At 66.2% G+C, this 26,174-nt stretch carries 26 protein-coding genes; all 26 read left to right on the forward strand.

Translation table 11 applies throughout. The features are described 5' to 3' along the window. The first annotated feature begins 130 nt into the window (after positions 1 to 130). The 26 genes from flgB to fliF all read left to right on the forward strand — a co-directional run bounded on the left by flgB (position 131) and on the right by fliF (position 26,170). Positions 131 to 526, forward strand: a complete 396-nt coding sequence (gene flgB / locus IAE58_RS04370) for a flagellar basal body rod protein FlgB (protein ID WP_075075988.1) — start codon at positions 131 to 133, stop codon at positions 524 to 526. A 3-nt stretch (positions 527 to 529) separates the two neighbouring features. After that, entirely contained in the window at positions 530 to 937 is a 408-nt protein-coding gene (gene flgC / locus IAE58_RS04375; RefSeq protein WP_108749581.1) for a flagellar basal body rod protein FlgC, read from the forward strand. Between the two features lie 23 nt (positions 938 to 960). Further along, on the forward strand, positions 961 to 1,641 hold the full coding sequence (locus IAE58_RS04380; protein WP_049461069.1) for a flagellar hook capping FlgD N-terminal domain-containing protein: 681 nt from the start codon (positions 961 to 963) through the stop codon (positions 1,639 to 1,641). Positions 1,642 to 1,673: 32 nt separating this feature from the next. Further along, positions 1,674 to 2,897, forward strand: coding sequence for a flagellar hook protein FlgE (flgE, locus tag IAE58_RS04385; RefSeq protein WP_199933036.1), 1,224 nt, complete (start codon positions 1,674 to 1,676; stop codon positions 2,895 to 2,897). 32 nt (positions 2,898 to 2,929) lie between these two features. Continuing rightward, complete coding sequence (locus IAE58_RS04390; protein ID WP_199933035.1) at positions 2,930 to 3,679, forward strand: flagellar basal body rod protein FlgF; 750 nt, start codon at positions 2,930 to 2,932, stop codon at positions 3,677 to 3,679. A 103-nt stretch (positions 3,680 to 3,782) separates the two neighbouring features. Then, positions 3,783 to 4,568 (forward strand): flagellar basal-body rod protein FlgG, encoded by a 786-nt coding sequence (flgG, locus tag IAE58_RS04395; protein WP_049461063.1) that lies wholly within the window; start codon positions 3,783 to 3,785, stop codon positions 4,566 to 4,568. Positions 4,569 to 4,590: 22 nt separating this feature from the next. Next, positions 4,591 to 5,283 (forward strand): flagellar basal body L-ring protein FlgH, encoded by a 693-nt coding sequence (flgH, locus tag IAE58_RS04400; RefSeq protein WP_199933034.1) that lies wholly within the window; start codon positions 4,591 to 4,593, stop codon positions 5,281 to 5,283. Positions 5,284 to 5,327: 44 nt separating this feature from the next. Further along, entirely contained in the window at positions 5,328 to 6,428 is a 1,101-nt protein-coding gene (locus IAE58_RS04405) for a flagellar basal body P-ring protein FlgI (RefSeq protein ID WP_199933033.1), read from the forward strand. A gap of 1 nt (position 6,429) precedes the next feature. Then, the gene (gene flgJ / locus IAE58_RS04410) at positions 6,430 to 7,626 is read left to right on the forward strand and encodes a flagellar assembly peptidoglycan hydrolase FlgJ (protein WP_199933032.1); all 1,197 of its coding nucleotides are present in this window, start codon (positions 6,430 to 6,432) and stop codon (positions 7,624 to 7,626) included. An 8-nt stretch (positions 7,627 to 7,634) separates the two neighbouring features. Beyond that, entirely contained in the window at positions 7,635 to 9,515 is a 1,881-nt protein-coding gene (gene flgK / locus IAE58_RS04415) for a flagellar hook-associated protein FlgK (RefSeq protein ID WP_199933031.1), read from the forward strand. Beyond that, entirely contained in the window at positions 9,512 to 10,717 is a 1,206-nt protein-coding gene (gene flgL, locus IAE58_RS04420; protein WP_199933030.1) for a flagellar hook-associated protein FlgL, read from the forward strand. The genes flgK and flgL overlap by 4 nt, the downstream gene beginning before the upstream one ends. 231 nt (positions 10,718 to 10,948) lie before the next feature. Beyond that, on the forward strand, positions 10,949 to 12,127 hold the full coding sequence (locus IAE58_RS04425; protein ID WP_199933029.1) for a flagellin: 1,179 nt from the start codon (positions 10,949 to 10,951) through the stop codon (positions 12,125 to 12,127). A gap of 234 nt (positions 12,128 to 12,361) precedes the next feature. Next, positions 12,362 to 13,582 carry a flagellin gene (locus IAE58_RS04430; RefSeq protein WP_108761958.1) on the forward strand — a complete coding sequence of 407 codons (1,221 nt, stop codon included), beginning with the start codon at positions 12,362 to 12,364 and terminating at the stop codon, positions 13,580 to 13,582. Positions 13,583 to 13,825: 243 nt separating this feature from the next. Then, on the forward strand, positions 13,826 to 15,067 hold the full coding sequence (locus IAE58_RS04435) for a flagellin (RefSeq protein ID WP_199933028.1): 1,242 nt from the start codon (positions 13,826 to 13,828) through the stop codon (positions 15,065 to 15,067). 220 nt (positions 15,068 to 15,287) lie between these two features. Then, positions 15,288 to 16,640: a flagellar filament capping protein FliD gene (gene fliD / locus IAE58_RS04440; protein ID WP_108756134.1), complete on the forward strand. Its 1,353-nt coding sequence runs from the start codon at positions 15,288 to 15,290 to the stop codon at positions 16,638 to 16,640. A gap of 130 nt (positions 16,641 to 16,770) precedes the next feature. Next, on the forward strand, positions 16,771 to 17,190 hold the full coding sequence (gene fliS, locus IAE58_RS04445) for a flagellar export chaperone FliS (protein ID WP_049460610.1): 420 nt from the start codon (positions 16,771 to 16,773) through the stop codon (positions 17,188 to 17,190). Beyond that, positions 17,190 to 17,489, forward strand: a complete 300-nt coding sequence (locus IAE58_RS04450) for a hypothetical protein (protein WP_108761954.1) — start codon at positions 17,190 to 17,192, stop codon at positions 17,487 to 17,489. Before fliS ends, IAE58_RS04450 begins: the two co-directional genes overlap by 1 nt. Beyond that, entirely contained in the window at positions 17,486 to 18,064 is a 579-nt protein-coding gene (locus tag IAE58_RS04455; RefSeq protein WP_108749566.1) for a PilZ domain-containing protein, read from the forward strand. The genes IAE58_RS04450 and IAE58_RS04455 overlap by 4 nt, the downstream gene beginning before the upstream one ends. Positions 18,065 to 18,155: 91 nt before the next feature. Then, positions 18,156 to 18,788, forward strand: coding sequence for a response regulator transcription factor (locus IAE58_RS04460; protein WP_049460605.1), 633 nt, complete (start codon positions 18,156 to 18,158; stop codon positions 18,786 to 18,788). A gap of 329 nt (positions 18,789 to 19,117) precedes the next feature. Beyond that, positions 19,118 to 20,527: an RNA polymerase factor sigma-54 gene (gene rpoN, locus IAE58_RS04465; protein WP_199933027.1), complete on the forward strand. Its 1,410-nt coding sequence runs from the start codon at positions 19,118 to 19,120 to the stop codon at positions 20,525 to 20,527. Positions 20,528 to 20,541: 14 nt separating this feature from the next. Continuing rightward, positions 20,542 to 20,919: a response regulator transcription factor gene (locus IAE58_RS04470; RefSeq protein WP_049460600.1), complete on the forward strand. Its 378-nt coding sequence runs from the start codon at positions 20,542 to 20,544 to the stop codon at positions 20,917 to 20,919. Continuing rightward, a complete protein-coding gene (locus IAE58_RS04475; protein WP_199933026.1) occupies positions 20,916 to 22,424 on the forward strand; it encodes a sigma-54 dependent transcriptional regulator in 1,509 nt (502 codons plus the stop codon). Before IAE58_RS04470 ends, IAE58_RS04475 begins: the two co-directional genes overlap by 4 nt. A gap of 136 nt (positions 22,425 to 22,560) precedes the next feature. Continuing rightward, positions 22,561 to 23,133, forward strand: coding sequence for an SUKH-4 family immunity protein (locus tag IAE58_RS04480; RefSeq protein WP_199933025.1), 573 nt, complete (start codon positions 22,561 to 22,563; stop codon positions 23,131 to 23,133). Between the two features lie 159 nt (positions 23,134 to 23,292). Continuing rightward, entirely contained in the window at positions 23,293 to 23,736 is a 444-nt protein-coding gene (locus IAE58_RS04485) for a hypothetical protein (protein ID WP_199933024.1), read from the forward strand. 409 nt (positions 23,737 to 24,145) lie between these two features. Continuing rightward, positions 24,146 to 24,511: a flagellar hook-basal body complex protein FliE gene (gene fliE / locus IAE58_RS04490; RefSeq protein ID WP_108749563.1), complete on the forward strand. Its 366-nt coding sequence runs from the start codon at positions 24,146 to 24,148 to the stop codon at positions 24,509 to 24,511. Between the two features lie 12 nt (positions 24,512 to 24,523). Beyond that, positions 24,524 to 26,170 carry a flagellar basal-body MS-ring/collar protein FliF gene (gene fliF / locus IAE58_RS04495; RefSeq protein ID WP_199934719.1) on the forward strand — a complete coding sequence of 549 codons (1,647 nt, stop codon included), beginning with the start codon at positions 24,524 to 24,526 and terminating at the stop codon, positions 26,168 to 26,170. Positions 26,171 to 26,174 lie beyond the last annotated feature (4 nt).

The following is a 26,174-nucleotide window of genomic DNA, read 5'->3' on the forward strand; positions in this document are numbered from 1 at the left end:
CCCCCCCCCCCCCCCCCCCCCCCCCCCCCCCCCCCCCCCCCCCCCCCGGCCGCCCCCCCCCCCCCGGCGCCACCCATGCTTTGGCACACCGCTTGCAGCTTCCCGGGCAACGTTCCTGTGGGAGTGCATCGTGCGCAACCTGATTACCGATTACCTGGGTGTCCACGCCCAGGCCATGCCGTTGCGCGAACAGCGCATGAAGCTGATCGCCAGCAACCTCGGCAACGCCGACACCCCCGGCTACAAGGCCCAGGACCTGGACTTCGATGCCGCCCTGCGCCACGCCCAGGGACTGGATGCCAACGGTCTGATGACCACCACCAACGAGCAGCACTACGAAATCAGTAGTGGCCTGAACCCGTTCCAGGTGGCCCGTGAAGGGGTGCAGCCCAGCCTGGACGGCAACACCGTCGACCCCGATGCAGAGCGCGCCGCCTATGGCCGTGCCGCCCTGGAGTACCGCGCCTCGCTCAGCTTCGTCGAAAGCAAGGTGCGTTCCATGCTCACCGCGATCACGGGGCAATAAGCCATGAGCAATCTGCCGATCTTCGATATCGCCGGTTCCGCGCTGCAGGCGCAGTCGGTGCGCATGAGCACCATCGCCTCCAACCTGTCCAACGCTGACAGCATCGCCGGCTCGGCCGACGCGGTGTACAAGCCGCTGGAGCCGATCTTCCAGGCCGTTACCAGCAAGACCGATCCGAATGTCACTTCGGTGAAGGTGAAGGAAATCAGCCAGAGCGAAGCAGCGCCGATCAAGCGCTACGAGCCAGGCCACCCGCTGGCCGACGCCGAAGGCTACATCTACCAGCCCGACGTGGACCCGGTGGCGCAGATGGTCAACCTGATCTCGACCTCGCGCAATTACCAGGCCGGCGTGGAAATGCTGACCACCGCCAAGGAACTGGCCCTGGCCACCCTGACCATGGGCCGCTGAGGCGGACCCCTGAGGATTACCCGATGACCACCGTCTCTACCCAGACCAGCCAGGACGTTTACAGCGCCCTGGGCCTGACTGCCCCCAACAGCAATGCCAGCACGCGCAAGAGCACGCTGGACCAGGCCGACTTCCTGCGCCTGATGACCGAACAGCTGCAGCACCAGGACCCGCTGAAGCCGATGGACAACACGCAGATGGTCGCGCAGATGGCGCAGATGTCCACCGTGCAGGGCATTACCGATCTGAACACCACGGTGCAGGGCTTCCAGGAATCGATGGCCAGCGACCAGGTGCTGCGCGGCGCGGCACTGGTCGGCCACGAAGTGCTGGTGCCTTCCACCAAGATGGTGCTGGGCGATGAAGGCGGTGCCAGCGGCGTGGTTGCCGCACCGGGCGCCGGCATCGTGAACGTGACGGTGACCGATGCCAACGGCAACACGGTCACCCAGCTGAGTGTTGAAGCTACCGCCGCCGGCGAAACCGCCTTCGAGTGGGACGGCAAGGATGCCAACGGCAACCGCGTGGCTGCCGGCGATTACACCATTGCCGCCACCCACACCGACACCGCTGGCGCGGAAACCAAGTTGTCCACCTATGTGCAGGCGCCGGTGGAAAGCGTGACCGTCGGCTCGGACGGCCTGTACCTGAACCTGAAGGGCCTGGGCACGGCCCCGATCGACTACGTGCTCCGCGTCAGCTGAGCCGCACATCCCGCATCTACCAGGAGCATCCCATGGGCTTCAACATTTCGCTGTCGGGCATCAATGCCGCCAACTCCGACCTGAGCGTCACCGCCAACAACGTCGCCAACGTCAACACCACCGGCTTCAAGGAATCGCGCGCCGAATTCGCCGACCTGTTCTCGGCCACCAGCTATGGCCTGTCGAAGAACTCGATCGGTTCGGGCGTGCGCGTCTCCAACGTCGCCCAGCAGTTCCTGCAGGGCAACAACGAGCAGACCGGGCGCAGCCTGGACATGGCCGTTTCCGGTGAGGGCTTCTTCACCATGAACATGAACGGTGCGCGCGTCTACACCCGCGCCGGCAACTTCCAGACCGATTCGGCCGGCTACGTGATCAACCCGCAGGGTGCACGCCTGCAGGTGTTCGCGCCGAACGCCGATGGCACCAACTTCGATGCCGGCCGCCTGGTCGACCTGCAGCTGCTGACCACCGACAGCCCGCCCAAGCAGACCAGCGAAGTGAAGGTGGGCTTCACCCTGCCGGCCAATGCCAGCGTGCCGACCGTGGGCACCTTCGACCCGACCGATTCGAACAGCTACAACTTCTCCAGCGGCGGCATCACCGTGTACGACTCGCTGGGCGTCAGCCACACCCAGGTCTCGTACTTCGAAAAGCTGCCGGGCGTGAACCAGTGGCGCGTGCACAACTACGTTGACGGCCAGGCCGCGGGCACGCCCACCGATCTGGAATTCGACAACGCCGGCACCCTGATCGACCCGGCCGACGGCAAGATCAGCCTGGGCGCGTTCACCCCGACCACGGGTGCGGGCGTGCTGAACATGACCCTGGATGTGACCGGATCGACCCAGTACGGCGAGAAGTTCGCCCTGCGCAACACCCAGCAGGACGGCTACGCGGCCGGCAAGCTCAATGAAATCACCGTTTCGGAAAGCGGCGTGGTGTTTGCCCGCTATTCCAACGGCGATGACAAGGCGCTGGGCCAGGTGGCACTGACCACCTTCAACAATCCGCAGGGCCTGGAAGCCAAGGGCAACAACCTGTGGGTGGAAACCTTCGACTCGGGCACCCCGCGCACCGGCTCTCCGGACACCTCGAACCTGGGCAAGATCCAGGCCGGCGCGCTGGAATCGTCCACCGTGGACCTGACCGAGCAGCTGGTGAACATGATCGTGGCCCAGCGCAACTTCCAGGCCAACGCGCAGATGATCACCACGCAGGACCAGATCACCCAGACCGTCATCAACATCCGTTGATGAGCTGCTGACCCTGTCACGGAACTCCCCGCATGGATAAAGCCCTTTACGTGGCGATGACCGGTGCCCGCGCCTCCCTGCAGGCGCAGGGTACGCTCAGCCACAACCTCGCCAACTCGGACACCCCCGGCTTCAAGGAAGCGCTGGCCAACACCGAAGCCTTCCCGATCCGTGGGCAGGGCTATGCCTCGCGGGTGGATGCGCTGCACGTCGACGCCGGTTTCAACCGCGGCGCCGGCGCGCAGCACATCACCGGCAAGCCGCTGGACCTGTCGTTGCAGACCGGCACCTGGCTGGCCGTGCAGGCCACCGATGGCAGCGAAGCCTATACCCGGGGGGCCGCGCTGTCGGTCACCCCCAACGGCCAGCTGGTGACCTCCAGCGGCCGTGCGGTGCTGGATGACAACAACAACCCGATCGCCATTCCGCCCTACCAGGCGATGGAAGTGGGCAACGACGGCACGATCTCGATCATTCCGCAGGGCGAAGGCCCGCAGACCATGGCGATGATCGGCCGCATCAAGATCGTGCAGGCGCCGGACGAACGCCTGGAACGCGGCCTGGATGGCCTCTTCCGCAACACCGACCCGCAGCAGCCCTTCGCCCAGGCGCAGGGCGCCACCGTGCACAGCGGCCAGCTGGAAGGCAGCAACGTGGACGCCGCCGGCGCGCTGGTGCAGATGATCCAGCTGCAGCGGCAGTACGAAATGCAGGTGCAGGTAATCAAGCACGGCGACGAGAACGCGCGCAGCGCCAACAGCCTGCTGCGCCTGGGCGGCTGACGGAATTCCGGCGCCGGCATGGGCCGGCGTTGGCACACCGCTTGCACAGCCTTCACCAACGGCCGCACCGCGCGGCCCGCTTCAGCCAGACAGGATTCCGAAGATGAACCAGGCATTGTGGATCGCAAAAACCGGACTGGATGCGCAGCAGACGCGCATGTCGGTGGTTTCCAACAACCTCGCCAATACCAACACCACCGGTTTCAAGCAGGACCGCGCCAGCTTCGAAGACCTGCTGTACCAACAGGTGCGCCAGCCCGGCGGCGCCAGTTCGGCACAGACGCAGCTGCCGACCGGCCTGCAGCTGGGTACCGGCGTGCGCGTGGTGGCCACCTCGAAGAACTTCGAACAGGGCAGCCAGCAGCAGACCGGCCGCGCGCTGGACGTGATGGTCAACGGCCGTGGCTTCTTCGAAGTGCAGCTGCCCGACGGCAGTTCCGCGTACACCCGTGATGGCTCGTTCAAGATCAACCAGGACAGCGAGCTGGTAACCAACACCGGCTATCCGGTGCAGCCGGGCATCCAGATCCCCGAAGGCGCGCAGTCGGTCACCATCGGCAGCGACGGCACCATCAGCGTAAAGATGGCCGACGACGCCGCTTCGGTGGAAGTGGGCGCACTGACCCTGACCGATTTCGTGAACCCGGCCGGCCTGCAGGCCCGCGGTGAAAACCTGTTCCTGGAAACCACGGCATCGGGTCCCGCACAGAACGGCAACCCCGGCCTGAACGGTCTGGGCACCGTGGTGCAGGGTGCGCTGGAAGGCAGCAATGTGAACGTGGTGGAAGAGCTGGTGTCGATGATCGAAACCCAGCGCGCCTACGAAATGAACGCCAAGGCCATTTCCACCACCGACGCCATGCTCGGCTACCTGAACCAGAACGTCTGACCGCAACCACCGGGATACCGCCATGTCGCCCTTCTCTACCCTCGCCCGCACCGCGCTGTGCTGCGCCGTGACCGCCCTGCTGGGCGGCTGCGTGATTGCCGGCGACGTGCGCCCCTACCCGGCCATGGCGCCGGTGCAGCCGATCGTGCCGATGCAGGCCGCGCCCACCGCCGGCGCCATCTATGCCGCCGGCCCGACGCTGAACCTGTATGCCGACCGCCGCGCCCGCGATGTCGGTGATCTGCTGACCATCACCCTGCTGGAAAACACCACCGCGCAGACCAGTGCCAACACCGCCACCAGCAAGGAATCGGGCCTGACCATCGGCTCACCTTCGCTGTTCGGCGCACCAGTCACCCTGGGCGGCAAGGACATCCTGAGCGCCAGCGCCAATGGCGAACGCGAGTTCACCGGCAAGGGCAACAGCGCGCAGAGCAACCGCCTGCAGGGCAGCGTGACGGTCACGGTGGTGCAGCGCCTGCCCAACGGCAACCTGGTAGTACAGGGGCAGAAGAACCTGCGCCTGAACCAGGGCGACGAACTGGTGCAGGTGCAGGGCATCGTGCGCGCCGGTGACATCAACCAGGACAACACCGTGCCGTCCAGCCGCGTGGCCGAGGCCCGCATCGTCTACGGCGGCCGTGGTGCCGTGGCGCAGTCCAACGCCATGGGCTGGCTGAGCCGCTTCTTCAATTCGGCGCTGGCGCCGTTCTGAGTACTGTCATGAACTCTCTCTTCTCTTCCGCGTGGCAGCGACGCATGGCGTCGCTCTACGGAGCATTCTTCCTGCTGCTGGCCGTGGCGCCCCCCGCCAGTGCCGAGCGCATCAAGGACCTGGCCCAGGTGGGCGGCGTGCGCGGCAACGCGCTGGTTGGCTACGGCCTGGTGGTGGGTCTGGATGGCAGCGGCGACCGCACCAGCCAGGCGCCGTTCACCGTGCAGAGCCTGAAGAACCTGCTGGGCGAGCTGGGCGTGAACGTGCCCGCCAACGTAAACCCGCAGTTGAAGAACGTGGCCGCCGTGGCGATCCACGCCGAACTGCCGCCGTTCGCCAAGCCCGGCCAGCCGATCGACATCACCGTGTCTTCCATCGGCAACGCCGTGTCGCTGCGCGGCGGTTCGCTGCTGATGGCGCCGCTGCGCGGTGCCGACGGCCAGATCTACGCCATCGCCCAGGGCAACCTGATCGTGGGCGGCTTCGGTGCGCAGGGCAAGGATGGTTCGCGTGTTTCGGTGAACGTGCCGAGCGTGGGCCGCATTCCCGGCGGTGCCACCGTTGAACGTGCGCTGCCCGATGTATTCGGTGCCAACGGCGAGATCACCCTGAACCTGCACAACAACGATTTCACCACCGTCTCGCGCATGGTTGGTGCGCTGAACAACGCCTTCGGCGAAGGCGCCGCGCGTGCGGTGGACGGCGTGACCGTGGCCGTGCGTGCGCCCACCGACCCCGGTGCCCGCATCGGTCTGCTGGCCCGCATTGAAAACCTGGAACTGACCCCGGGCAGCGCGCCGGCCAAGGTGGTGGTCAATTCGCGCACCGGCACCGTGGTGATCGGCCAGCAGGTGCGCGTGGGGCCGGCAGCCATCTCGCACGGCTCGCTGACCGTGACCATCCAGGAAAACGCCAACGTCAGCCAGCCCAACGCGTTGGCCGGTGGCCAGACCGTGGTAACCCCACAATCGACCATTACCGCCACCAACGATGGCAGTCGCATGTTCAAGTTCAGCGGCGGCACCAGCCTGGACGAGATCGTGCACGCGGTGAACGCGGTGGGTGCCGCGCCGGGTGACCTGATCGCGATCCTGGAAGCCCTGAAGCAGGCCGGTGCGCTGAGCGCCGAGCTTGAGGTGATCTGACATGCGTATCACCCCCGCCCTTGAGCTGCACCCGACGCAGCAGAACGATCCGGCCAAGATCGACAAGGTCGCACGCCAACTGGAAGGCCAGTTCGCGCAGATGCTGGTGAAGAGCATGCGCGATGCCAGCTTCGGCGATTCGCTGTTCCCGGGTGAAAACAAGGTCTTCCGGGACATGTACGACCAGAAGATTGCCGAGACCCTGACCCGCGGCAAGGGCCTGGGCCTGCACGAAACCATCGCCCGCCAGTTGTCCGGCAACCAGGGCGACGCCCCGGCGCTGGACACCCGCGTGGACCCGGCCAAGGCCAGCCGCGCCTACCAGTTGAACGCACCGGCGCAGGCGCCGTCGCTGCCGCTGGAAGATGCCAGCAACGCACTGCGCATCCTGCAGCAGATGTCCGCCGGCGTGCAGGACGGCGCGCAATCGTCGGTGGCACCGATGGAACAGGCGCTGGACCTGATTGCCGGCCGCGAGAGCAGCAGCGCGCACCGTGCGCTGGGCACCGAGGATCCGTATGCGGGCAGCATTGGCGGTGCCGATTGGGCCGCCGCCAGCGACCAGTGGGCGCCCACGGCCAGCAACCGTGGCAGTACCGGCACCGCCGCCGACGCGCTGGCCAGCCGCACCGCCGTGGCCCAGCTGGGCGCGCACACACCGGAAGGCTTCGTGGCCAGCATCTGGCCGCACGCACAGAACGCAGCCAAGGAACTGGGCGTGGATGCCCGCGCCCTGGTGGCCCAGGCCGCGCTGGAAACCGGCTGGGGCAAGCGCCAGATCAAGCATGCCGACGGCAGCACCTCGCACAACCTGTTCGGCATCAAGGCCACCGGCTGGAAAGGCCAGAGCGCGGTGGCCGGCACCCACGAATACGTGGATGGCGTGCGTCGTAACGAAACCGCCAGCTTCCGCGCCTACAGCTCGCCGGCCGAAAGCTTCGCCGACTACGTGCGTCTGCTGAAGACCAGCCCGCGCTACCAGCAGGCCCTGCAGGCCGGCACCGATGTGCAGGGCTTCGCCCGTGGCCTGCAGCGCGCCGGCTACGCAACTGACCCGAGCTACGCCGCCAAGATCGCCGCTATTGCCGGTGGCCCGACCATCGAACGCGCGGTTGCCGCGGTGACCGATGCCGGCGCCCGCCTTGGCCAGACCTTCGCCAGCACCGCAACCGCGGCGCTGGGTATCACTCGCCGTTAAGGAACCCCATGTCCAGCGTCCTTTCCACCGGTACCAACGCCCTGCTCGCCTTCCAGCGTGCTCTGGCGACGACCAGCCACAACGTCGCCAACATCAACACGCCCGGCTACAGCCGGCAGAAGGTCGACTTCGCCACCGCCGATCCGCAGAACTTCGGCTACGGCGATGTCGGCAACGGTACGCGTATCGTTGACATCCGCCGCACCGCCGACCAGCTGGCCATTTCCCGCCTGCTGGACAGCAGCGGCGAACTGGCGCGGTTGAAGCAGCTTTCCACCATGGCCGACCGCGTCGATGCGCTGTTCTCGGACACCGCCACCAATGTGTCCGGCGTGTGGTCCAACTTCTTCGATTCGGTCAGCGGCCTGTCGTCCAACGCATCGGGCAGCGCCGACCGGCAGAACGTGCTGGACAGCGCCAACACGCTGGCCAACCGCTTCCAACAGCTCAACAACAGCCTGAACACGCTCAACAGCGAAGTGAACAACGGCCTGACCGCGGCCGCCACGGAAATCAACCGGCTGGCTGCGGAAATCGCCCAGATCAACGGGGTGATCGGCAGCAATGCGGCCACCGCTGCGCCCGACCTGCTGGACCGTCGTGACCAGCTGATCGCCAACCTGGTGGGCTACACCGGCGGCACCGCCGTGGCCCAGGATGGCGGCACCCTGAACGTCTACACCGCCGGCGGCCAGGCCCTGGTGGTCGGCACCACCGCCTCGAAGGTGACCACGGTCACCGACCCCTACCAGCCCGAGCGCCTGCAGTTGGCGCTGCAGACCCAGGGCGGCAAGATCACCCTGGACCCGAAGCAGCTGGGCGGCCAGGTCGGCGGCATGCTGGAATTCCGCGACACCGTGTTGACCCCGGCCCAGGCCGAACTGGGCAAGCTGGCGGTGGGCCTGGCGACCACGTTCAACGAGACCCATCGCAACGGCGTGGATCTGTACGGCAACATGGGCGGCGATCTGTTCAACATCGGCAGCCCGCGGGTGACCGGCAATACCAGCAACACCGGCACTGCCTCGATCACCGCCAGCTACGGCGACCTGTCATCGCTGGATGCACAGAACATCGTGCTGAAGTACGACGGCACCCAGTGGCTGGCGATGCGTTCGGATACCGGCGCCAGCGTGGCCATGACCGGTACCGGCACCGCCACCGATCCGCTGAAGATCAATGGCGTGGAGCTGGTGGTGAGCGGCACCCCGGCCATCAACGACCGCTTCCTGCTGCAGCCCACCGCGGGCGTGGCCGGCAGCATTGGCGTGGCGATCACCGATACCTCGCGCCTGGCCGCGGCCGCGCCGATCAAGGGCGGCGCCGCGCTGGCCAACACCGGCACCGGCAAGCTGAGCGACGTGAAGGTGGCCGACGCCAGCAACGCGAACCTGCGCAACCCTGCCGCAATCGTGTTCACCTCGGCCACCGAATACACCATCGATGGCAATGGACCGTTCACCTACACCGCCGGCCAGGCGATCACCGCCAATGGCTGGAGTTTCGTGCTCGATGGCGCGCCGAAGACCGGCGATACCTTCAACATCACCCCCACCCCGGTCGGCTCGTCCGACAACAGCAATGCCCTGGCCCTGGCCAAGGTCGAGGACGCCAAGGCATTCAACGCCGGCACCATCACGTTGAACGGCGCACTGGGCGGGCTGACCACGCAGGTGGGCGCCGCCGCCCGTGCAGCGGAATATTCGCTGGATGCGCAGCAGGTGATCACCGACCAGGCGCAGTCCGCGCGCGATTCGATTTCCGGGGTGAACCTGGATGAAGAAGCCGCCGACATGCTGCGCCTGCAACAGGCCTACCAGGCCGCCTCGCAGCTGATTTCCACTGCCGACACCATGTTCCAGACCATCCTGGGAGCTGTATCGCGATGAACAACCGCATTTCCACCGGGATGATGTTCAGCCAGTCCGTCTCGCTGATGTTGTCCAAGCAGGCCAAGATGAGCCACCTGGAACAGCAGCTGGCCACCGGCCAGCGCCTGGTGTCGGCCAAGGACGACCCGGTCGCCGCCGGCACCGCGGTCAGCCTGGACCGCGCAGTGGCCGAACTGGACCGCTTCAAATCCAACGCCGACGTGGTGCAGAACCGTCTGGGCCTGCAGGAAAACGCCCTGTCCGGCGCCAACGAATTGATGGCACGCATCACCGAACTGACCCTGCAGGCCAACAACCCTGCCCTGTCGGCGGCCGACCTGAAGTCGATCGGCTCGGAACTGCAGACGGTGTACGACAGCCTGCTGTCGCTGGCCAACACCACCGACGGCACCGGCCGCTACCTGTTCGGCGGCACCGACGATGCCGACGCGCCGTTCAAGCTGAGCAACGGCACGGTCAGCTACAACGGCGATCAGACCCAGCGCCAGGTGGAAGTGGCACCGGACACCTTCGTGAAGGACGCCCTGCCCGGCAGCGAGATTTTCCTGCGCATCCGCACCGGCGATGGCACCCTGGATGGTGCGGCTGCAGCCGGCAATACCGGCAATGGCGTGCTCACTACGTTCGGTTTGAATTCTTCTTCCGGCAATTGGAATGGCGGCAGCTATTCCTTGAACTTTACCGCTGCCGATCAGTACGAAGTGCTCGATTCCACCGGCACCGTGGTCGGCACCGGCACGTTCAAGGCCGGCGAGGACATCAGCTTCGAAGGCGTGTCGATGCGTATCGAAGGCACGCCCGCGGCCGGCGACAGTTTCAGCATCGGCCCCTCGGGCACCCGCGATGTGTTTTCCACGGTGCAGGGCATGATCGACGCGCTGAACACCGCCGCCAACACCCCCGCCGAGGTGGCCAACCAGCAGAACGCACTGCAGTCGGGCATCCGCGATATCGCCCGCGCCGCCGAACAGTTCATCGACGCGCGCTCGGCCGGCGGTGCGCAGCTGAAAGCCATCGACGATGCCGCCGCCACCCGTGAATCCAACGCGGTCACCCTGAAAACCACGCTGTCGTCGATCCGCGACCTGGATTACGCCGAAGCCGTGGGCCAGTACCAGCTTGAACAGATCGCGCTGCAGGCCGCGCAGACGATCTTTACCCAGATGCAGCAGATGTCGCTGTTCAACGCGATCCGCTGAGCAGGCGCCTTCGTCGCGCGGCACTCCCCCGGGCCGCGCGACGAAGGCCGCTGAACCGCAGTCCGCCTGGGCTGCGGCACCCAACCACCGCCCCTCGGGACGGTGGCGTTGGCGTTTGTACTAAAGACCGCCTTCCTGGCGCCGTTACTGGACCTTGCAAACGCGAAACACCTTCGCGTCGTGCATCGGTCGGCCACCTGGCGCCGGCCTTCGCCCACAGGAAGAGAAAAAATGGCACAAGTCATCAATACCAACGTGATGTCGCTGAACGCTCAGCGCAATCTGTCCACCAGCGGCAACAGCCTGGCGACCACGATCCAGCGCCTGTCCTCGGGCCTGCGCATCAACAGCGCCAAGGACGACGCCGCCGGCCTGGCGATCTCCGAGCGTTTCGGCACCCAGATCCGTGGCCTGGACGTGGCCGTGCGCAACGCCAACGACGGCATCTCGCTGGCCCAGACCGCCGAAGGCGCGATGGTTGAAATCGGCAACAACCTGCAGCGTATCCGCGAACTGTCGGTGCAGTCGGCCAATGCCACCAACTCCGACAGCGACCGCGAAGCGCTGAACGCCGAAGTGAACCAGCTGGTTTCGGAAATCGACCGCGTTTCCCGCCAGACCAACTTCAACGGCACCAAGCTGCTGGACGGTTCGTTCTCCGGCGCGCTGTTCCAGATCGGCGCCGATTCGGGCCAGACCATCGGCATCAACAGCATCGTCAATGCCAGCACCAGCGCCCTGGGCGAAGGCAAGTACGCTGCGACCCAGACCAGCACCGCAGCCATCTACGGCGACGCGGCTGCCGCTGATGGCAAGGTGACCGGCCTGAAGGTAAACGGCCAGGACATCGGTGACATCGCCTTCAAGGCCGGTGATACCGCCCTGTCGGTGGCCAAGAAGACCGTCAATGCCATCAACGACAAGATGGACCAGACCGGCGTCTACGCCGAGCTGGACGACGCCGGCAAGATGACCCTGACCTCGCTGAAGTCGGGCCAAGCGCTGGAATTCACCGCCGGCACCACCACCGACGCCGACCTGGCCCCGGCCTTCGCCGGCATCTCGGCCACCAAGGTCGACGCCACCGAATCGTCCACGGTCAGCAAGGTCGACATCTCCAGCATCGCCGGCGCCCAGAAGGCCCTGTCGATCGTTGACGATGCGCTGAAGGCGGTGAACTCCTCGCGCGCCGACATGGGTGCGATCCAGAACCGCTTCACCTCCACCATTGCCAACCTGAACACCACCTCGGAAAACCTGTCGGCCTCGCGCAGCCGTATCCGCGACACCGACTATGCCAAGGAAACCGCTGAACTGACCCGCACGCAGATCCTGCAGCAGGCCGGTACCGCGATGCTGGCCCAGGCCAACCAGTCGCCGTCCAGCGTGATGAGCCTGCTGCAGGGCTGATCCCCCGCACCGGTTCATGCAACACCACGGAAAGGCCGCCTTCGGGCGGCCTTTCTGCGTCTGGGCGCGAGCGGAATCACGCCCCCGTTGACATTGGCGAAAAAACTTTTCGCGCAATCCCTAAAGGTCTGGCGCGGGGTGTCGTTATTGGTATCAACGGGGCACAACACCCCCGCGGTCCTCCCCCGGGGACCTCCCCTTTCCAGCACCAGATACAACTCTCGGAGAACGGCAATGGCACAAGTCATCAACACCAACGTGATGTCCCTGAACGCACAGCGCAACCTGTCGACCAGCGGCTCCAGCCTCGCCACCACGATCCAGCGCCTGTCCTCGGGCCTGCGCATCAACAGCGCCAAGGACGACGCCGCCGGCCTGGCCATCTCCGAGCGTTTCGGCACCCAGATCCGCGGCCTGGACGTTGCCGTGCGCAATGCCAACGACGGCATCTCGCTGGCCCAGACCGCCGAAGGCGCGATGGTCGAAATCGGCAACAACCTGCAGCGTATCCGTGAACTGTCGGTGCAGTCGGCCAACGCCACCAACTCCACCAGCGACCGTGAAGCACTGAACGCCGAAGTGAAGCAGCTGGTCTCGGAAATCGACCGCGTGTCCCGCCAGACCAACTTCAACGGCACCAAGCTGCTGGACGGTTCGTTCTCCGGCGCACTGTTCCAGGTCGGCGCCGATTCGGGCCAGACCATCGGCATCAACAGCATCGTCGACGCCAGCGCCAATGCCCTGGGCGGCGTGAAGTTCGACGCCAACGACTTCACCGTTGCAGCGCAGACCGCCGGCAACAATGCCGACGTCAAGATCACCGGCATGAAGGTGACCGGTTCGGACGGCAAGGAAATCACCTTGGCGGACATCAACGTGAAGGCCGGTGTTGACGAGGCCGCCACCCAGAAGGCCACCGCCGCTGCCATCGCCACCGCCATCAACGAGAAGATGGACCAGACCGGTGTGTACGCCGAAGTGGACGCCACCGCCGGCAAGATCAACCTGACCTCGGTGCAGAACACCATCGCCGCCGACGGCACCTTCAACGCCATCGACATCGACTTCGGCACCTGGACCGGCAACACCGCACCGACCGGCTACACCGCCACCGCCGCGGCCACCGGCATCGATGCCCAGTACGCCTCGAACCTGGACATTTCCAGCGTGGCCGGTGCACAGCAGGCCCTGTCGATCGTCGACAAGGCGCTGACCGCGGTGAACTCCTCGCGTGCCGACATGGGTGCGATCCAGAACCGCTTCACCTCCACCATTGCCAACCTGAACACCACCTCGGAAAACCTGTCGGCCTCGCGCAGCCGTATCCGCGACACCGACTATGCCAAGGAAACCGCTGAACTGACCCGCACGCAGATCCTGCAGCAGGCCGGTACCGCGATGCTGGCCCAGGCCAACTCGGCACCGCAGAGCGTGATGAGCCTGCTGCAGGGTTGATTCCCGCCGCCGCGCAATGAACGCAGAACGCCGCCTTCGGGCGGCTTTTCTGCGTCTGCAGTTCCGCTGTCGGGCCACACCGTGCACGCATGAACACACTCAGCAAAACACGGCCAAATTCCTGCTAAAGACGGTTGACATGTCGCCGTTATTGATTTCAGCCGAGGCATTCCAACTGCAGCGGCCCCTCCTACGGGAGGCCTCTCAACCGTCGGCGACATCATCGCCACCAGGAGCAAGAAAATGGCACAAGTCATCAATACCAACGTGATGTCGCTGAACGCCCAGCGCAACCTGTCCACCAGCGGTTCCAGCCTGGCGACCACCATCCAGCGCCTGTCCTCGGGCCTGCGCATCAACAGCGCCAAGGACGACGCCGCCGGCCTGGCCATCTCCGAGCGTTTCGGCACCCAGATCCGCGGTCTGGACGTTGCCGTGCGCAACGCCAACGACGGCATCTCGCTGGCCCAGACCGCCGAAGGCGCGATGGTCGAAATCGGCAACAACCTGCAGCGTATCCGTGAACTGTCGGTGCAGTCGGCCAACGCCACCAACTCCGACAGCGACCGTGAAGCACTGAACGCCGAAGTGAAGCAGCTGGTTTCGGAAATCGACCGCGTTTCCCGCCAGACCAACTTCAACGGCACCAAGCTGCTGGACGGTTCGTTCTCCGGCGCACTGTTCCAGGTCGGCGCTGATTCGGGCCAGACCATCGGCATCAACAGCATCGTCAACGCCAGCGCCAACGCACTGGGCGGCGCCCAGTTCGACTCGAACTCGCTGACCATCGGCGCCACCGCCGTCACCGCTGGCGAAGGCCTGAAGATCACCGGCATGAAGGTGACCGGTTCGGATGGCAAGGCCATCGACCTGGGCGACATCGAGGTGAAGGCCACCGGCACCACCGCCGCTGACATGCAGGGCGCCGCCGCCAAGGCCGTGGCCGCCGCCATCAATGAAAAGATGGACCAGACCGGCGTCTACGCCCAGGTTGACGGCACCGATGCCACCAAGATCAACCTGACCGCGATCAAGGACAGCGTGAACGCCTCGGGCGCCTTCACCGCCTTCGGCGTGACCGCCGGCACCTGGACCAACACCGCCGCTACCCCGGCTGCCACCACCGCTCCGACCTTCACCGCTTCCACCGGCGCCCCGACCAGCAAGACCTTTGCTGCTGACCTGGACATCGGCAGCGTGGCCGGTGCACAGCAGGCGCTGGCCGTGGTCGACAAGGCGCTGACCGCAGTGAACTCCTCGCGCGCCGACATGGGTGCGATCCAGAACCGCTTCACCTCCACCATCGCCAACCTGAACACCACCTCGGAAAACCTGTCGGCCTCGCGCAGCCGTATCCGCGACACCGACTACGCCAAGGAAACCGCTGAACTGACCCGCACGCAGATCCTGCAGCAGGCCGGTACCGCGATGCTGGCCCAGGCCAACCAGTCGCCGTCCAGCGTGATGAGCCTGCTGCAGGGCTGATCCCCCGCACCGGTTCAAGCAACACCTAGGAAAGGCCGCCTTCGGGCGGCCTTTCTGCGTCCAGGGCGCGGCCACCGGCACCGCGCGCGCACCCCGGCTGGCACGGGCCTTGCAACGGCGCATGCATCGGCGCACGCATGTGCGCTCAAGCTTCCATTCCGGCGGCCGATAGCCATTGCAACGGCAGTGGCTTCTCCCGCCCACAGCACAAGGACTTCTCATGGCCATCGGCACCATCGGTACCGGTCTCGACATCCCCACCCTGGTTGCGCAGCTGGTTGCCAAGGAGCGCGAGCCCCAGGAAAACCAGATCAACGCGCTGGGCACGGCTGCGACCTCGAAGCTGTCGGCCATCAGCACCATCAAGAGTGGCCTGGCCAACCTGCAGACCGCGCTGGCCACCCTGGTGAAGAGCGCCGACAACCCCGGCTACAAGACCACGCTCGGCACCGATGCCACCTTCACCGCCGCGGTCGATACCGGCGACAACGCCACCAGCCCGGTGGCCGGCACCCACCAGGTGCAGGTACAGCAGCTGGCACAGAACCAGAAGCTCAGTTCCAAAGCCTTCGACAAGGATGCGGCGATCGGCGGCGGTAAATTGACGATCGGCTACGGCGACACCAGCCTGGAAGTGGATATTGCCGCCGACAGCAAGCTGGCCGACGTGGCCAAGGCGATCAACAAGGCCTCGGCCGGCAAGGGCGTGGTCGCTTCGGTGGTGACCGCCGACGATGGCCAGCACCTGGTACTGACCGCGGTGGACTCCGGCGAAGCCGGCGCGATCACGGTCACCCCGTCCGGCGGCAACGGCACCCTGGATGACCTGGCCTACGACGGCACCGCCGCCTCGAAGATGGAAGTGATGGTGGAAGCCAAGGACGCGATCGTGATCGTGGACGGCTTCACCCGTACCTCCAGCTCCAACACGATTTCCGACCTGGTGCCGGGCGTCACGCTCACGCTGACCAAGGCCAACCCGGACGTGAAGCAGACCCTGACCATCGGCCGCGACAACAGCGCGCTGAAGGCCAACCTGACCGCCTTCGTGACCGCCTACAACGCGATCAACACCACCCTGAAATCGGCCACCGCCTATAACAGCGAAACCAACACGGCCTCGGCACTGACCGGCGATGCCATGGTGCGCGGCCTGCAGCAGCAGCTGCGCGGGCAGATGAGCCCCAACGTGAACGAACTGAAGGCGCTGGGCATCACCCTGGCCACCGACGGCACCATGAGCCTGGACAGCACGAAGCTGGACGCAGCCATCGCCAAGGATCCCGAATCGGTCAGCAACCTGTTCGGCGCCGACGGCAAGGTCGGCAAGTCGATGACCGACATGCTGAAGAGCAACCTGGACGCCACCACAGGCACCATCACCCAGCGCACCAACACACTGAACAAGCAGATCAAGGACCTGGAAAAGCGCCTGGACGATCTGGATGCGCGCATGGAACAGGTGTCCACCCGCTACACCAAGCAGTTCACCTCGATGGAATCGCTGGTCAGCCAGATGCAGACCACCAGCGACTACCTGACCCAGCAGCTGGCCAAGAAGACCAGCAGCTGAACCCGCACGGCGGCGCTCAAGTTTGGCGCCGCCGGCGCCGATACAAACAGCAACACATTGCAGGGCCCGTGGCGGGCCCTGATGCCACGCACAGGCCATGCGCCGGGTGGCCAACCAGGAGACTCATTCAATGTACGGTTCCAGCCGTCAGTACGCAGAGCAGTACCGCAAGGTCGGGGTGAACACCGCCGTGTCCGACGCCGACCCGCACAAGTTGGTTGCACTGCTGCTGACCGGAGCGTGCGAACGCATCCGCCTGGCCGAAGCCTGCATCGAGCGCAACGACCAGGCGCGCAAGGGCAAGGCCATCGGCGAGGCCTGCGCCATCGTCGGCCACCTCAATGGTTCGCTGGACCATGAGGCCGGCGGCGAGATCGCCGGCAACCTGTCGGCGCTGTACGACTACGTGCAGCAGCGCCTGACCGAAGCCAACCTGCACAACGATGTGGTGGCCCTGCAGGAAGCCCTGCAGCTGCTGACCGAGATCGACGCGGCCTGGAATGCGATTCCGCAGGACCAGCGCCAGCGCGCTGCCGGGGCCCCTGCCTGATGGACGCCGTGCTTGCCCCGCTGCACGCCGAACTGGACGCGCTGGATGCTGCGCTGACCACCGCTTCGGGCGAAGACTGCGCCGCGCTGCTGGGCCAGTACGATGCCAACCTGCGCAAGGCCATGGACGTGCACGGTGCGATTCTGGGCGCCGATGCGCTGCAGGGCCTGCTGCAGCACCAGCACGACCTGAGCGCGCGAATGCGCCTGCTGCGCGATGAAGCCGCCAGCCACCTGCAGCAGGGCCGCACCTCCCTTCGCGCTGCCCATGCATACCTGCAGGCAGAATCGCTGGCATGACCCTGCTGCCGACCACCTCGCTGCACCACCCGGCCGAAAGCGAGCTGTTCGACGAAACGCTCAGCTGCGAACTGGCCCTGCCCGCCGAGTTCCAGGCCGGCAGCGCGCTGGGCCGCACCGGCAATGCCGAAGCCCTGCTGCGCAGCCTGGCCCTGGTGGAAGACAGCAGGGTTGACGAGCACGAGGAACGCAGCGAGGCCACCCTGCAGCTGCAGCGCCTGGAAGCCAAGCTGGACCTGACCATGGTGCTGCTGGGCCGGCTGGTACGCCAACAGGGCCACGACCTGCCTCTGCGCCCGGTCCGCTGGTCGCGCCGTGGCATCCGCCTGCAACTGGGCCCGCGCAGCGGAGCCAGCCCCGGCCAGGCCGGCGTCGTGCGCCTGCAGCCCAGCGATTGGCTGCCCGACCATATCGACCTGCCGGTGGAGGTGGTGGCCGAGGCCGCCGACGGCAGCGGCGGCCACTTCCTGTGGCTGCGCTTCAGTCATCTGGGCGATGGCCTGGAAATGGCCATGGAACGCCACCTTTTCCGTCTACACCGTCGACAGGTTGCCGAAGCGCGCCGGGCGCGCTGAACGCCGTCACCGTAGTGCGTGGCCGACGGGCCTTGGCGGGCCCGTTCAGCTAAGTTAAGGTGAACTCCCCTCACGGACCTGCTGCGTGCCTGTGCGAGTTCTCATCGTCGACGATCACACTCTGGTTCGCGCCGGCCTGGCGCGGCTGTTGCAGGGGTTTGCCGACGTGCAGCTGGTGGCCGAAGCGAGCAACGCCGAACAGGCGCTGCAATTGGCCCTGCAGCATGCACCCGACGTGGTGCTGATGGATCTTTCCCTGCCCGGTCGCACCGGCCTGGAAGCGCTGAGCGACATCCGCCTGCGCGCACCCGGCACCCGGGTGGTGATGATGACCATGCATGACGATGCCGCCCATGTGCGCGATGCACTGGACCGCGGCGCCGTGGGTTTCGTGGTGAAGGATGCCGCGCCGCAGGAACTGGAACTGGCCCTGCGCGCCGCCCATGCCGGCCAGGTGTTCCTGAGCCCGCAGATCTCGGCCAAGATGCTGGCGCCCATGCTGGGCCGAGAAAAGCCCACCGGCATTGCCGCGCTGTCGCCGCGCCAGCGCGAGATCCTGCGGCAGATCGGCAAGGGCGAAAGCAACAAGGAAATCGCCGCCGACCTGGGTATCAGCGTGAAGACGGTGGAGACCCATCGCGCGCGCATGATGGAATCGCTGGGCTGTCGCCGCGCCAACGATCTGCTGCTGCTGGCCGCTCGCCACCAGCACGAGCTGGAATGATCGTCCGCCGGAAAACCCGCGCCTTGCGCGTCGGTCGACCAACGGTCGACCCTACCGCCCCGGGCCCTGCATTGGCGACGACTTCCCGTCACCCCGACAGGCCCTGACAGGTTTCCGTACTGCCAGAACCGCGTTCACCCGGTCCCCCGCACCAGCAATCAACGATTTAGCCGCGGCCATCGTCAACTTCCCGCGCTTTTGTAGGGAATCCCCCTACAGCGTGTCGGGAACTCAACCAAGCGCCTCAGGAACCCCCCGATTCCGGACCTGCCGGATGAAAAGCAAGATGTGTTCCACAAGGCACCGGGGAGCGGTGCCGGGGAACCATCATGAAGGCCGCACTCTCGACCCAGCTGGGCCAACAACTACACCTGACGCCGCAGCTGCTGCAGTCGATCCGCCTGCTGCAGCTGGATGGCCTGCACTTGGAACAGGAAATCCAGCGCCTGCTTGATTCCAACCCGCTGCTGGAAATCGAGGAAGCCGAAGCGCCCGTTGCCGAGGCCAGCGATGCCACCGCCACCAGCCTGGAAACGGCGGCGTTCGACGAACTGCCCGAATCGTCCATGTGGGACGTGGCCGGCACCAGCTGGCAGGACGGCGATGATGACCGCATGGCGCGCATCGCCGCCGGTGAATCCAGCGATCCGCAGTTGCGCGTGCTGCAGCGCCTGGCGATGGATATGGACGACCGTGGCCTGGCCATCGCCGCGTTCTGGCTGGAACACTGCGATGACGCCGGCTACCTGCAGGCGCCGCTGGCCCAGCTGCACCTGCTGGCCAGCGCCCAGTTCGATGTCGACGCCGCAGGCGTGGAAGCCATCCGCCAGCAGCTGCTGCACGGCGAACCGGCCGGCATGGCCGCGCAGGACCTGCGCGAATGCCTGCTGGCCCAGCTGTACAGCCTGCAGGGCCTGGTACCGGGCCGTCACCTGGCCGGGCGCATCCTGGAAGGCGCGCTCGACGCCCTGGCGGCCCACGACTACCTGGCCCTGGCCCGCCAGCACGATGCCGAAGTGGACGACGTGCGCGAAGCGGTGCGCCTGATCCTGTCGCTGCAGCCGCGCCCGGGTGACAGCCTGCAGACCGACAACAACGTGGCCGTGGTACCGGACGTGGTGGCCTGGCACGCCGACGAGCAGTGGAAGGTGGCGTTGAACCCGGCCACCAGCCGCCGCGTGTCGATCAACAGCCAGTACGAACAGGCCCTGGCCGACACCGCCGATGCTGCCCCTGCCCTGCGCGAAATGCTGCAGGAAGCCCGCTGGTTCAGCCGCGGCCTGTCCATGCGCTACGACACCCTGCTGCGCACCGCGCGGGTCATCGTTGAACGCCAGGCTGCTTTCCTGGTACGTGGCGACGAAGCCATGGCACCGCTGACCCTGAAGGAAGTGGCCGAAGAGATCGGCATGCACGAATCCACCGTTTCGCGCATCACCACCGGCAAGTACCTGCAGACCCCGCGCGGTACCTTCGAACTGAAGCACTTCTTCGCCGTGCGCCTGGAAGGCGCCAGCGTGTCCGGGCAGGCCGTGAAAGCCATGGTGCGCCGCCTGATCGACGCCGAACCGGCCGGTCGCCCGCTGGCCGACGAGGCCATCGCCGGCCTGCTGTCGCGACAGGGGGTGAACATTGCCCGCCGAACCGTCGCAAAATACCGCGAACAACTGGATATCGCTCCGGCCCGCGAACGGCGCCGGATCAGCGCCAGGCAACCCCAGCTGGCCCGGGTGGGCTGAAAAGGATGTTGGACATGAACAAGCTCACAGTGCTGCTGGTCGATGACCATGAAGGTTTCATCAACGCCGCCATGCGTCATTTCCGCAAGATCGACTGGCTGCAGATCGTTGGCAGCGCCGGCAACGGCCTGGAAGCGATCGAGCGCTCGGAAAGCCTGCGCCCGCAGGTGGTGCTGATGGATCTGGCCATGCCGGAAATGGGCGGCCTGCAGGCCACTCGCCTGATCAAATCGCAGGATGATGCCCCGTACATCGTGATTGCCAGCCACTTCGACGACGTCGAGCACCGCGAACACGCGCTGCGCGCCGGCGCCGACAACTTCGTCAGCAAACTGTCCTATATCCAGGAAGTCATGCCGATCCTGGAAGGCCTCAGGGAGGATAGATCGTGAGCGAATCGCGCATCCTTGTACTGGACAACGATGCCGTGCGCGCCGAGCGCACCGTTGCCCTGCTGGAATTCATGGATTTCAACCCGCGCTGGGTCTCCGACGCGGCCGATTTCGACCTGGGCCGCCAGCGCCAGAACGACTGGATGGCGGTGATCGTCGGCAGCCTGGACGAAAGCCCTGCCAGCACCGCGCTGTACGCGTGGCTGGGCGGCAGCAGCCTGCCGCCGCCGGTGCTGCTGGCCAATGGCGATGCCGCCACGTTCGCCCACCAGCATGGCCTGCACGAAGCCAACATCTGGCCGCTGGAAGCGCCGCTGCGCCACGCGCAGATGGAAGCCCTGCTGCGCCGTGCCAGCCTGAAGCGGCTGGATGCCGAGCACCAGGCCGGCGCCGTGCAGGACCAGGGCCCAACCGGCACCGGCCCGGCGGTGACCACCCTGCGCACCATGATCGAACAGGTGGCCGCCTTCGACACCACCGTACTGGTGCTGGGCGAATCGGGCACCGGCAAGGAAGTCGTCTCGCGCGCCATCCATCAGCGCTCACCGCGCCGTGACGGCCCGTTCGTTGCGATCAACTGCGGCGCCATTCCGGCCGACCTGCTGGAAAGCGAACTGTTCGGCCACGAAAAGGGCGCCTTCACCGGCGCATTGACCGCGCGCAAGGGCCGTTTCGAAATGGCCGAGGGCGGCACCCTGCTGCTGGACGAAATCGGTGACATGAGCCTGCCGATGCAGGTGAAGCTGCTGCGCGTGCTGCAGGAACGCAGCTTCGAACGCGTGGGCGGCAACCAGACCATCCGCTGCAACGTGCGCGTGGTCGCCGCGACCCATCGCGATCTGGAAACGCGCATCGCCGAAGGCAAGTTCCGCGAGGATCTGTTCTACCGCCTGAACGTGTTCCCGATCGACGTACCGGCCCTGCGCGAGCGCCGCGAAGACCTGCCTGCGCTGGTGGAAACCATCGCTGCGCAGCTGGCCCGCACCGGCCGTGGCGAAGTGCGCTTCACCCCCGAGGCCCTGCAGGCACTGGCCGGTTACGAATGGCCGGGCAATGTGCGCGAACTGACCAACCTGGTCGAGCGCCTGGCCGTGCTGCACCCGGGTGGCTCGGTGCGCGTGCAGGACCTGCCGGCCCGCTACCGCGGCGATGCCGCGCTGGCCCCGGTAGCGCCTGCCCCGGCCCCGGCGCCCGTGGCCACCAGCGAAGACCGCCTGGACCTGCGCAGCTTCTCCTTCCACACCCCCGGCAGCGGCGGCCAGCCGGCGCTGGAGCATGGCATTGCCGTGAACCGCGGCAACGGCCCGGCGGCCCTGCCCGACGACGGCCTGGACCTGCGCAACCACATGGCCAACATCGAACTGGGCCTGATCAACGAAGCCCTGGAACGCACCCAGGGCGTGGTCGCCCACGCCGCCCAGCTGCTGGGCCTGCGCCGCACCACCCTGGTGGAAAAGCTGCGCAAGTACGGCATCGAGCGCGAGCCGGCCGAACTGGCCGGCTGAGCCGACGAAGCCGGGGTCAGATCCCTCCCGCAGGGAGGGCTCTGACCCCACGCGATGCCAGTCAGCAGATCCACGCCATGCGTGGATAGGGGATTCAGCGACACGCCCTCGTTTGCAACTTTTCCTAAAGGCACCGGTGAAATATCCCGGTAGCTTGGCCCGCATGGAGAAAACCAGACCGCCAACGCTTGACCTCACGCCAATCAGTCAGGCCGAGATCGACCACTCCCCTCTCCTGCTTGAAGCGCAGCGGCTATCGGACCGTCTTGCGCCGTATGCCAACAACAACACGATGTTCGATCCGCGCCTGCTGCGACACGAGACTGATGATCGCACCCTGGCGATCTTCGGACGCGTGTTGGGCGGACTGTTCTTCGTGGACCTGAAAGATGGCTCAGTAGGACTGCTTCCAATCAGCTCCGAAGCAGCGCCCCAGTACTGCAATTCACATCTGCGTAGCTTCGCAGGCTTCCATAGCGCGTTCATGGCAGCAATCCGACCTGTGCTGGAATCCAGCGGTGACCCAGCGGAGTCCACCCTCACGGACCTCGAGGCCGCATTCCGCACCAGCGATCCGGCCTCAATGGCCGACGAAGGCAGCTTCTGGCCAACACGCCTTTACGAGCTGTCGGAGGGATTCTTTCCTCTGTCATCCGAGAGGGTGGAACTACACCGTTTACTCGGGATTGACCTTGATTATCCCTGGTAACAATCGGATCAAACACGCTCTGCGGACCCAATCCCCAAAGGGGTCGGAGCCCTTTCCGCTGGAAAGGGATCCGGCCCCTCTGCATTTTGCACGTCGTCCTACAGACAACGGCACACGTCACTGCGAAGCATAAGCGGACCATCCCAAGGAGGTTCCGCCATGCACCGCCTGCCGCTGATTGCCGCCCTGCTCTGCCCCGTCCTGGCCAGCGCCGCCGACTGCAGCCTGCCCGTGACGCTCGACCACCGACAGTTCACCAACCTCAGCGACCCGCTGTACGCACCCGACAACCCCAATGCCGGGCGCATGGTGCAGGTCAGCTTTGCCGGCAATCAGTACGTGCTGGACATCCTTGGCACAGGCCTGCGCCTCGGTGGCAGCTACCGCTACCAGCGCCTGGCCAAGCACGTTGCGGAGATCGAGATGGCCGAAAACCACCCGACCGGTCCCGCCCGCTACACGCTGCTGCTGACCTGTCTCAGCGACCACCAGGGCCGCTTCATCTACACACAGCACGATGGCCCACTGCTGCCACGCCAGCGCCAGAATTCCGGCCACTGGACCCTGCAGCCCCAGGCCGGAAAACCGACGCCGGTTAAATGACGCGCCACTGGGGTCAGAGCCCGTTGCCTCGCAACGGGATCCGACCCCGTGCCGACCAACGGTCGGCCCCCCCCAGAGCAGAACGCAGTCCCGACAGATCGCGACCAACTGTCGAAGGCGGGGTGGGTCCGGTTGCGGGGGTGTCCGCGGGATGGATGCCGCGGCCAAGCCTACAGGGACGTACTTGCGGCGTCCCCCGCAACCGGACCTACCCCGCCATCCCCAGGAAACCAGCTTTTGACGTTGCTTCAGTCGAGCATGGCTCGACTCTGCAGCGGGTGCAGGGCTGCAAGCCCCGCCAGGAACACCCCCCCCACCCTCACCACACTGAATCAAAAACCGGTTTCGGCACGCCGCTTGCACTGCTTCCAGACGAACGCCCCCATCCCTGTTTCTGGAACCGTTGCAGATGTCCCACTCCGTCACTTCGATCCTTTCCCAGATCCGCTCCTATCAGACCCAGATGGGACAGCCGGCGCTCAACCCGCTGGCCGAAGCGCCGCGCAGCAATGCCCTGCCCAACGCGGTGCTGGATGCGCCGCAGGTGCAGCCGCCCAGCTTCACCGAAACCCTGCGCGGCGCCCTGTCCAGCGTGAACGACGCCCAGCAGACCTCCGGCGCCCTGGCCAAGGCCTTCGAAATGGGCGACCCCAGCGCCGACCTGGCCAAGGTGATGGTCGCCTCGCAGCAGTCCCAGATCGCCTTCCGCGCCACCGTGGAAGTCCGCAACCGTCTCGTCCAGGCCTACCAGGACGTGATGAACATGCCGCTGTAAGGATCCAACCGCATGGCACTGACGCTCTCCAAGGAATCCCTGAACGCCGAAAAGGCCGGGCAGTGGTTCGATCGGCTGCAAAGTCTGCAGATCACCCGCCGCCTGGGTCTGATGGCGATGATCGCCGTGGCGGTGGCGGCAGGCCTTGCCGTGTTCTTCTGGGCACAGAAGCCGGGCATGGTGCCGCTGTATACCGGCCTGGACCAGAAGGCCACCGCCGAAGCCACCGACCTGCTGCGCGCCGCACAGATTCCGTTCGAACTGGATCCGGCCACCGGCGGGATCGTGGTGCCGGAAAAGAACCTGCACGATGCGCGCCTGAAGTTGGCCGGTTCCGGCCTGACCGACAGCGGCAAGCTGGGTTTTGAACTGATGGAGCGCGACCCGGGCTTCGGCGTCAGCCAGTTCGTGGAAAGCGCGCGCTACCAGCACGCGATGGAAACCGAGCTGTCGCGCACCATCAACACCCTGCGCCCGGTGCGCGATTCGCGCGTGCACCTGGCCATTCCCAAGCCCAGCGCCTTCACCCGCCAGCGTGACGTGGCCAGCGCCTCGGTCACCCTGGAACTGCGGGGCGGCCAGCAGCTGGAACGCAGCCAGGTCGATGCCATCGTGCACATGGTGGCCGCCAGCATTCCCGACCTGGCCCCGGAACGGGTGACCGTGGTCGACCAGAGCGGCCGCATGCTGAGCGTCAGCGACCCCAACAGCGAAGCGGCCGTCAACGCCGCCCAGTTCGAACAGGTGCGCCGCCAGGAAACCTCGTTCAACCAGCGCATCCGTGAACTGCTGGAACCGATGACCGGCCCGGGCCGGGTGAATCCGGAAGTGAGCGTGGACATGGACTTCTCGGTGACCGAGGAGGCGCGCGAACTCTACAACGGTGAACCGCAGAAGCTGCGCAGCGAGCAGATGAGCGAGAACACCAGCACCACGCCGGGCCCGCAGGGCGTGCCGGGCGCGACCAGCAACAGCCCGCCGGGCCAGCCGGCCGCACCGCCCACCGCGCAGACCCCGACCGAAAGCAGCAAGAACGCCACCCGCAATTACGAGCTGGACCGCACGCTGCAGCACACCCGCCAGCCGGCCGGCCGCATCAAGCGGGTGTCGGTGGCGGTGCTGGTGGACAACGTGCCGCGTGCAGGGGCCAATGGGAAGGTGACCCCGCAGCCGCTGTCGGCCGCCGAGCTGACCCGCGTGGAAGCGCTGGTGAAGCAGGCCGTGGGCTTCAACGCAGAACGCGGCGATACCGTGTCGGTGATGAACGCGCCGTTCGTGCGCGATACCACCCCGGTGGAAGGCCCGGCCTGGTGGGAACTGCCGTGGGTACACGATGCCGGCCGCATGCTGCTGGGTGCCATCGTGGTGCTGGCGCTGCTGTTCGGCGTGCTGCGCCCTGCCCTGCGCGCCATCACCGGGCAGACCAAGAAGGACGACGACGCTGCACTGGAACCCCACAGCGCGGACGTGCAGCTGGTGGATGACGATGGCACCCCGTTGCCGGCGCTGGGCGCCGACCGGGTCAGCCTGGGCGGGGCCGAAGCACTGGCCCTGCCGGTGGATTCATATGAGGAACGACTGCGGATGGCCCGTGAAGCCGTAAAGACCGACTCCAAGCGCGTGGCCCAGGTGGTCAAGGGCTGGGTGGCCAATGACTGAGGCA

The sequence above is a fragment of the Stenotrophomonas sp. S49 genome, assembly GCF_016624905.1.
Lineage (GTDB): Bacteria > Pseudomonadota > Gammaproteobacteria > Xanthomonadales > Xanthomonadaceae > Stenotrophomonas.

Excerpts from the sequence above, each read along its gene's own strand:
- flgC (WP_108749581.1), top strand. The coding sequence starts at position 530 with ATGAGCAATCTGCCGATCTTCGATATCGCCGGTTCCGCGCTGCAGGCG.
- IAE58_RS04380 (WP_049461069.1), top strand. The coding sequence starts at position 961 with ATGACCACCGTCTCTACCCAGACCAGCCAGGACGTTTACAGCGCCCTG.
- flgE (WP_199933036.1), top strand. The coding sequence starts at position 1,674 with ATGGGCTTCAACATTTCGCTGTCGGGCATCAATGCCGCCAACTCCGAC.
- IAE58_RS04390 (WP_199933035.1), top strand. The coding sequence starts at position 2,930 with ATGGATAAAGCCCTTTACGTGGCGATGACCGGTGCCCGCGCCTCCCTG.
- flgG (WP_049461063.1), top strand. The coding sequence starts at position 3,783 with ATGAACCAGGCATTGTGGATCGCAAAAACCGGACTGGATGCGCAGCAG.
- flgH (WP_199933034.1), top strand. The coding sequence starts at position 4,591 with ATGTCGCCCTTCTCTACCCTCGCCCGCACCGCGCTGTGCTGCGCCGTG.
- IAE58_RS04405 (WP_199933033.1), top strand. The coding sequence starts at position 5,328 with ATGGCGTCGCTCTACGGAGCATTCTTCCTGCTGCTGGCCGTGGCGCCC.
- flgJ (WP_199933032.1), top strand. The coding sequence starts at position 6,430 with ATGCGTATCACCCCCGCCCTTGAGCTGCACCCGACGCAGCAGAACGAT.
- flgK (WP_199933031.1), top strand. The coding sequence starts at position 7,635 with ATGTCCAGCGTCCTTTCCACCGGTACCAACGCCCTGCTCGCCTTCCAG.
- flgL (WP_199933030.1), top strand. The coding sequence starts at position 9,512 with ATGAACAACCGCATTTCCACCGGGATGATGTTCAGCCAGTCCGTCTCG.
- IAE58_RS04425 (WP_199933029.1), top strand. The coding sequence starts at position 10,949 with ATGGCACAAGTCATCAATACCAACGTGATGTCGCTGAACGCTCAGCGC.
- IAE58_RS04430 (WP_108761958.1), top strand. The coding sequence starts at position 12,362 with ATGGCACAAGTCATCAACACCAACGTGATGTCCCTGAACGCACAGCGC.
- IAE58_RS04435 (WP_199933028.1), top strand. The coding sequence starts at position 13,826 with ATGGCACAAGTCATCAATACCAACGTGATGTCGCTGAACGCCCAGCGC.
- fliD (WP_108756134.1), top strand. The coding sequence starts at position 15,288 with ATGGCCATCGGCACCATCGGTACCGGTCTCGACATCCCCACCCTGGTT.
- fliS (WP_049460610.1), top strand. The coding sequence starts at position 16,771 with ATGTACGGTTCCAGCCGTCAGTACGCAGAGCAGTACCGCAAGGTCGGG.
- IAE58_RS04450 (WP_108761954.1), top strand. The coding sequence starts at position 17,190 with ATGGACGCCGTGCTTGCCCCGCTGCACGCCGAACTGGACGCGCTGGAT.
- IAE58_RS04455 (WP_108749566.1), top strand. The coding sequence starts at position 17,486 with ATGACCCTGCTGCCGACCACCTCGCTGCACCACCCGGCCGAAAGCGAG.
- rpoN (WP_199933027.1), top strand. The coding sequence starts at position 19,118 with ATGAAGGCCGCACTCTCGACCCAGCTGGGCCAACAACTACACCTGACG.
- IAE58_RS04470 (WP_049460600.1), top strand. The coding sequence starts at position 20,542 with ATGAACAAGCTCACAGTGCTGCTGGTCGATGACCATGAAGGTTTCATC.
- IAE58_RS04485 (WP_199933024.1), top strand. The coding sequence starts at position 23,293 with ATGCACCGCCTGCCGCTGATTGCCGCCCTGCTCTGCCCCGTCCTGGCC.
- fliE (WP_108749563.1), top strand. The coding sequence starts at position 24,146 with ATGTCCCACTCCGTCACTTCGATCCTTTCCCAGATCCGCTCCTATCAG.
- fliF (WP_199934719.1), top strand. The coding sequence starts at position 24,524 with ATGGCACTGACGCTCTCCAAGGAATCCCTGAACGCCGAAAAGGCCGGG.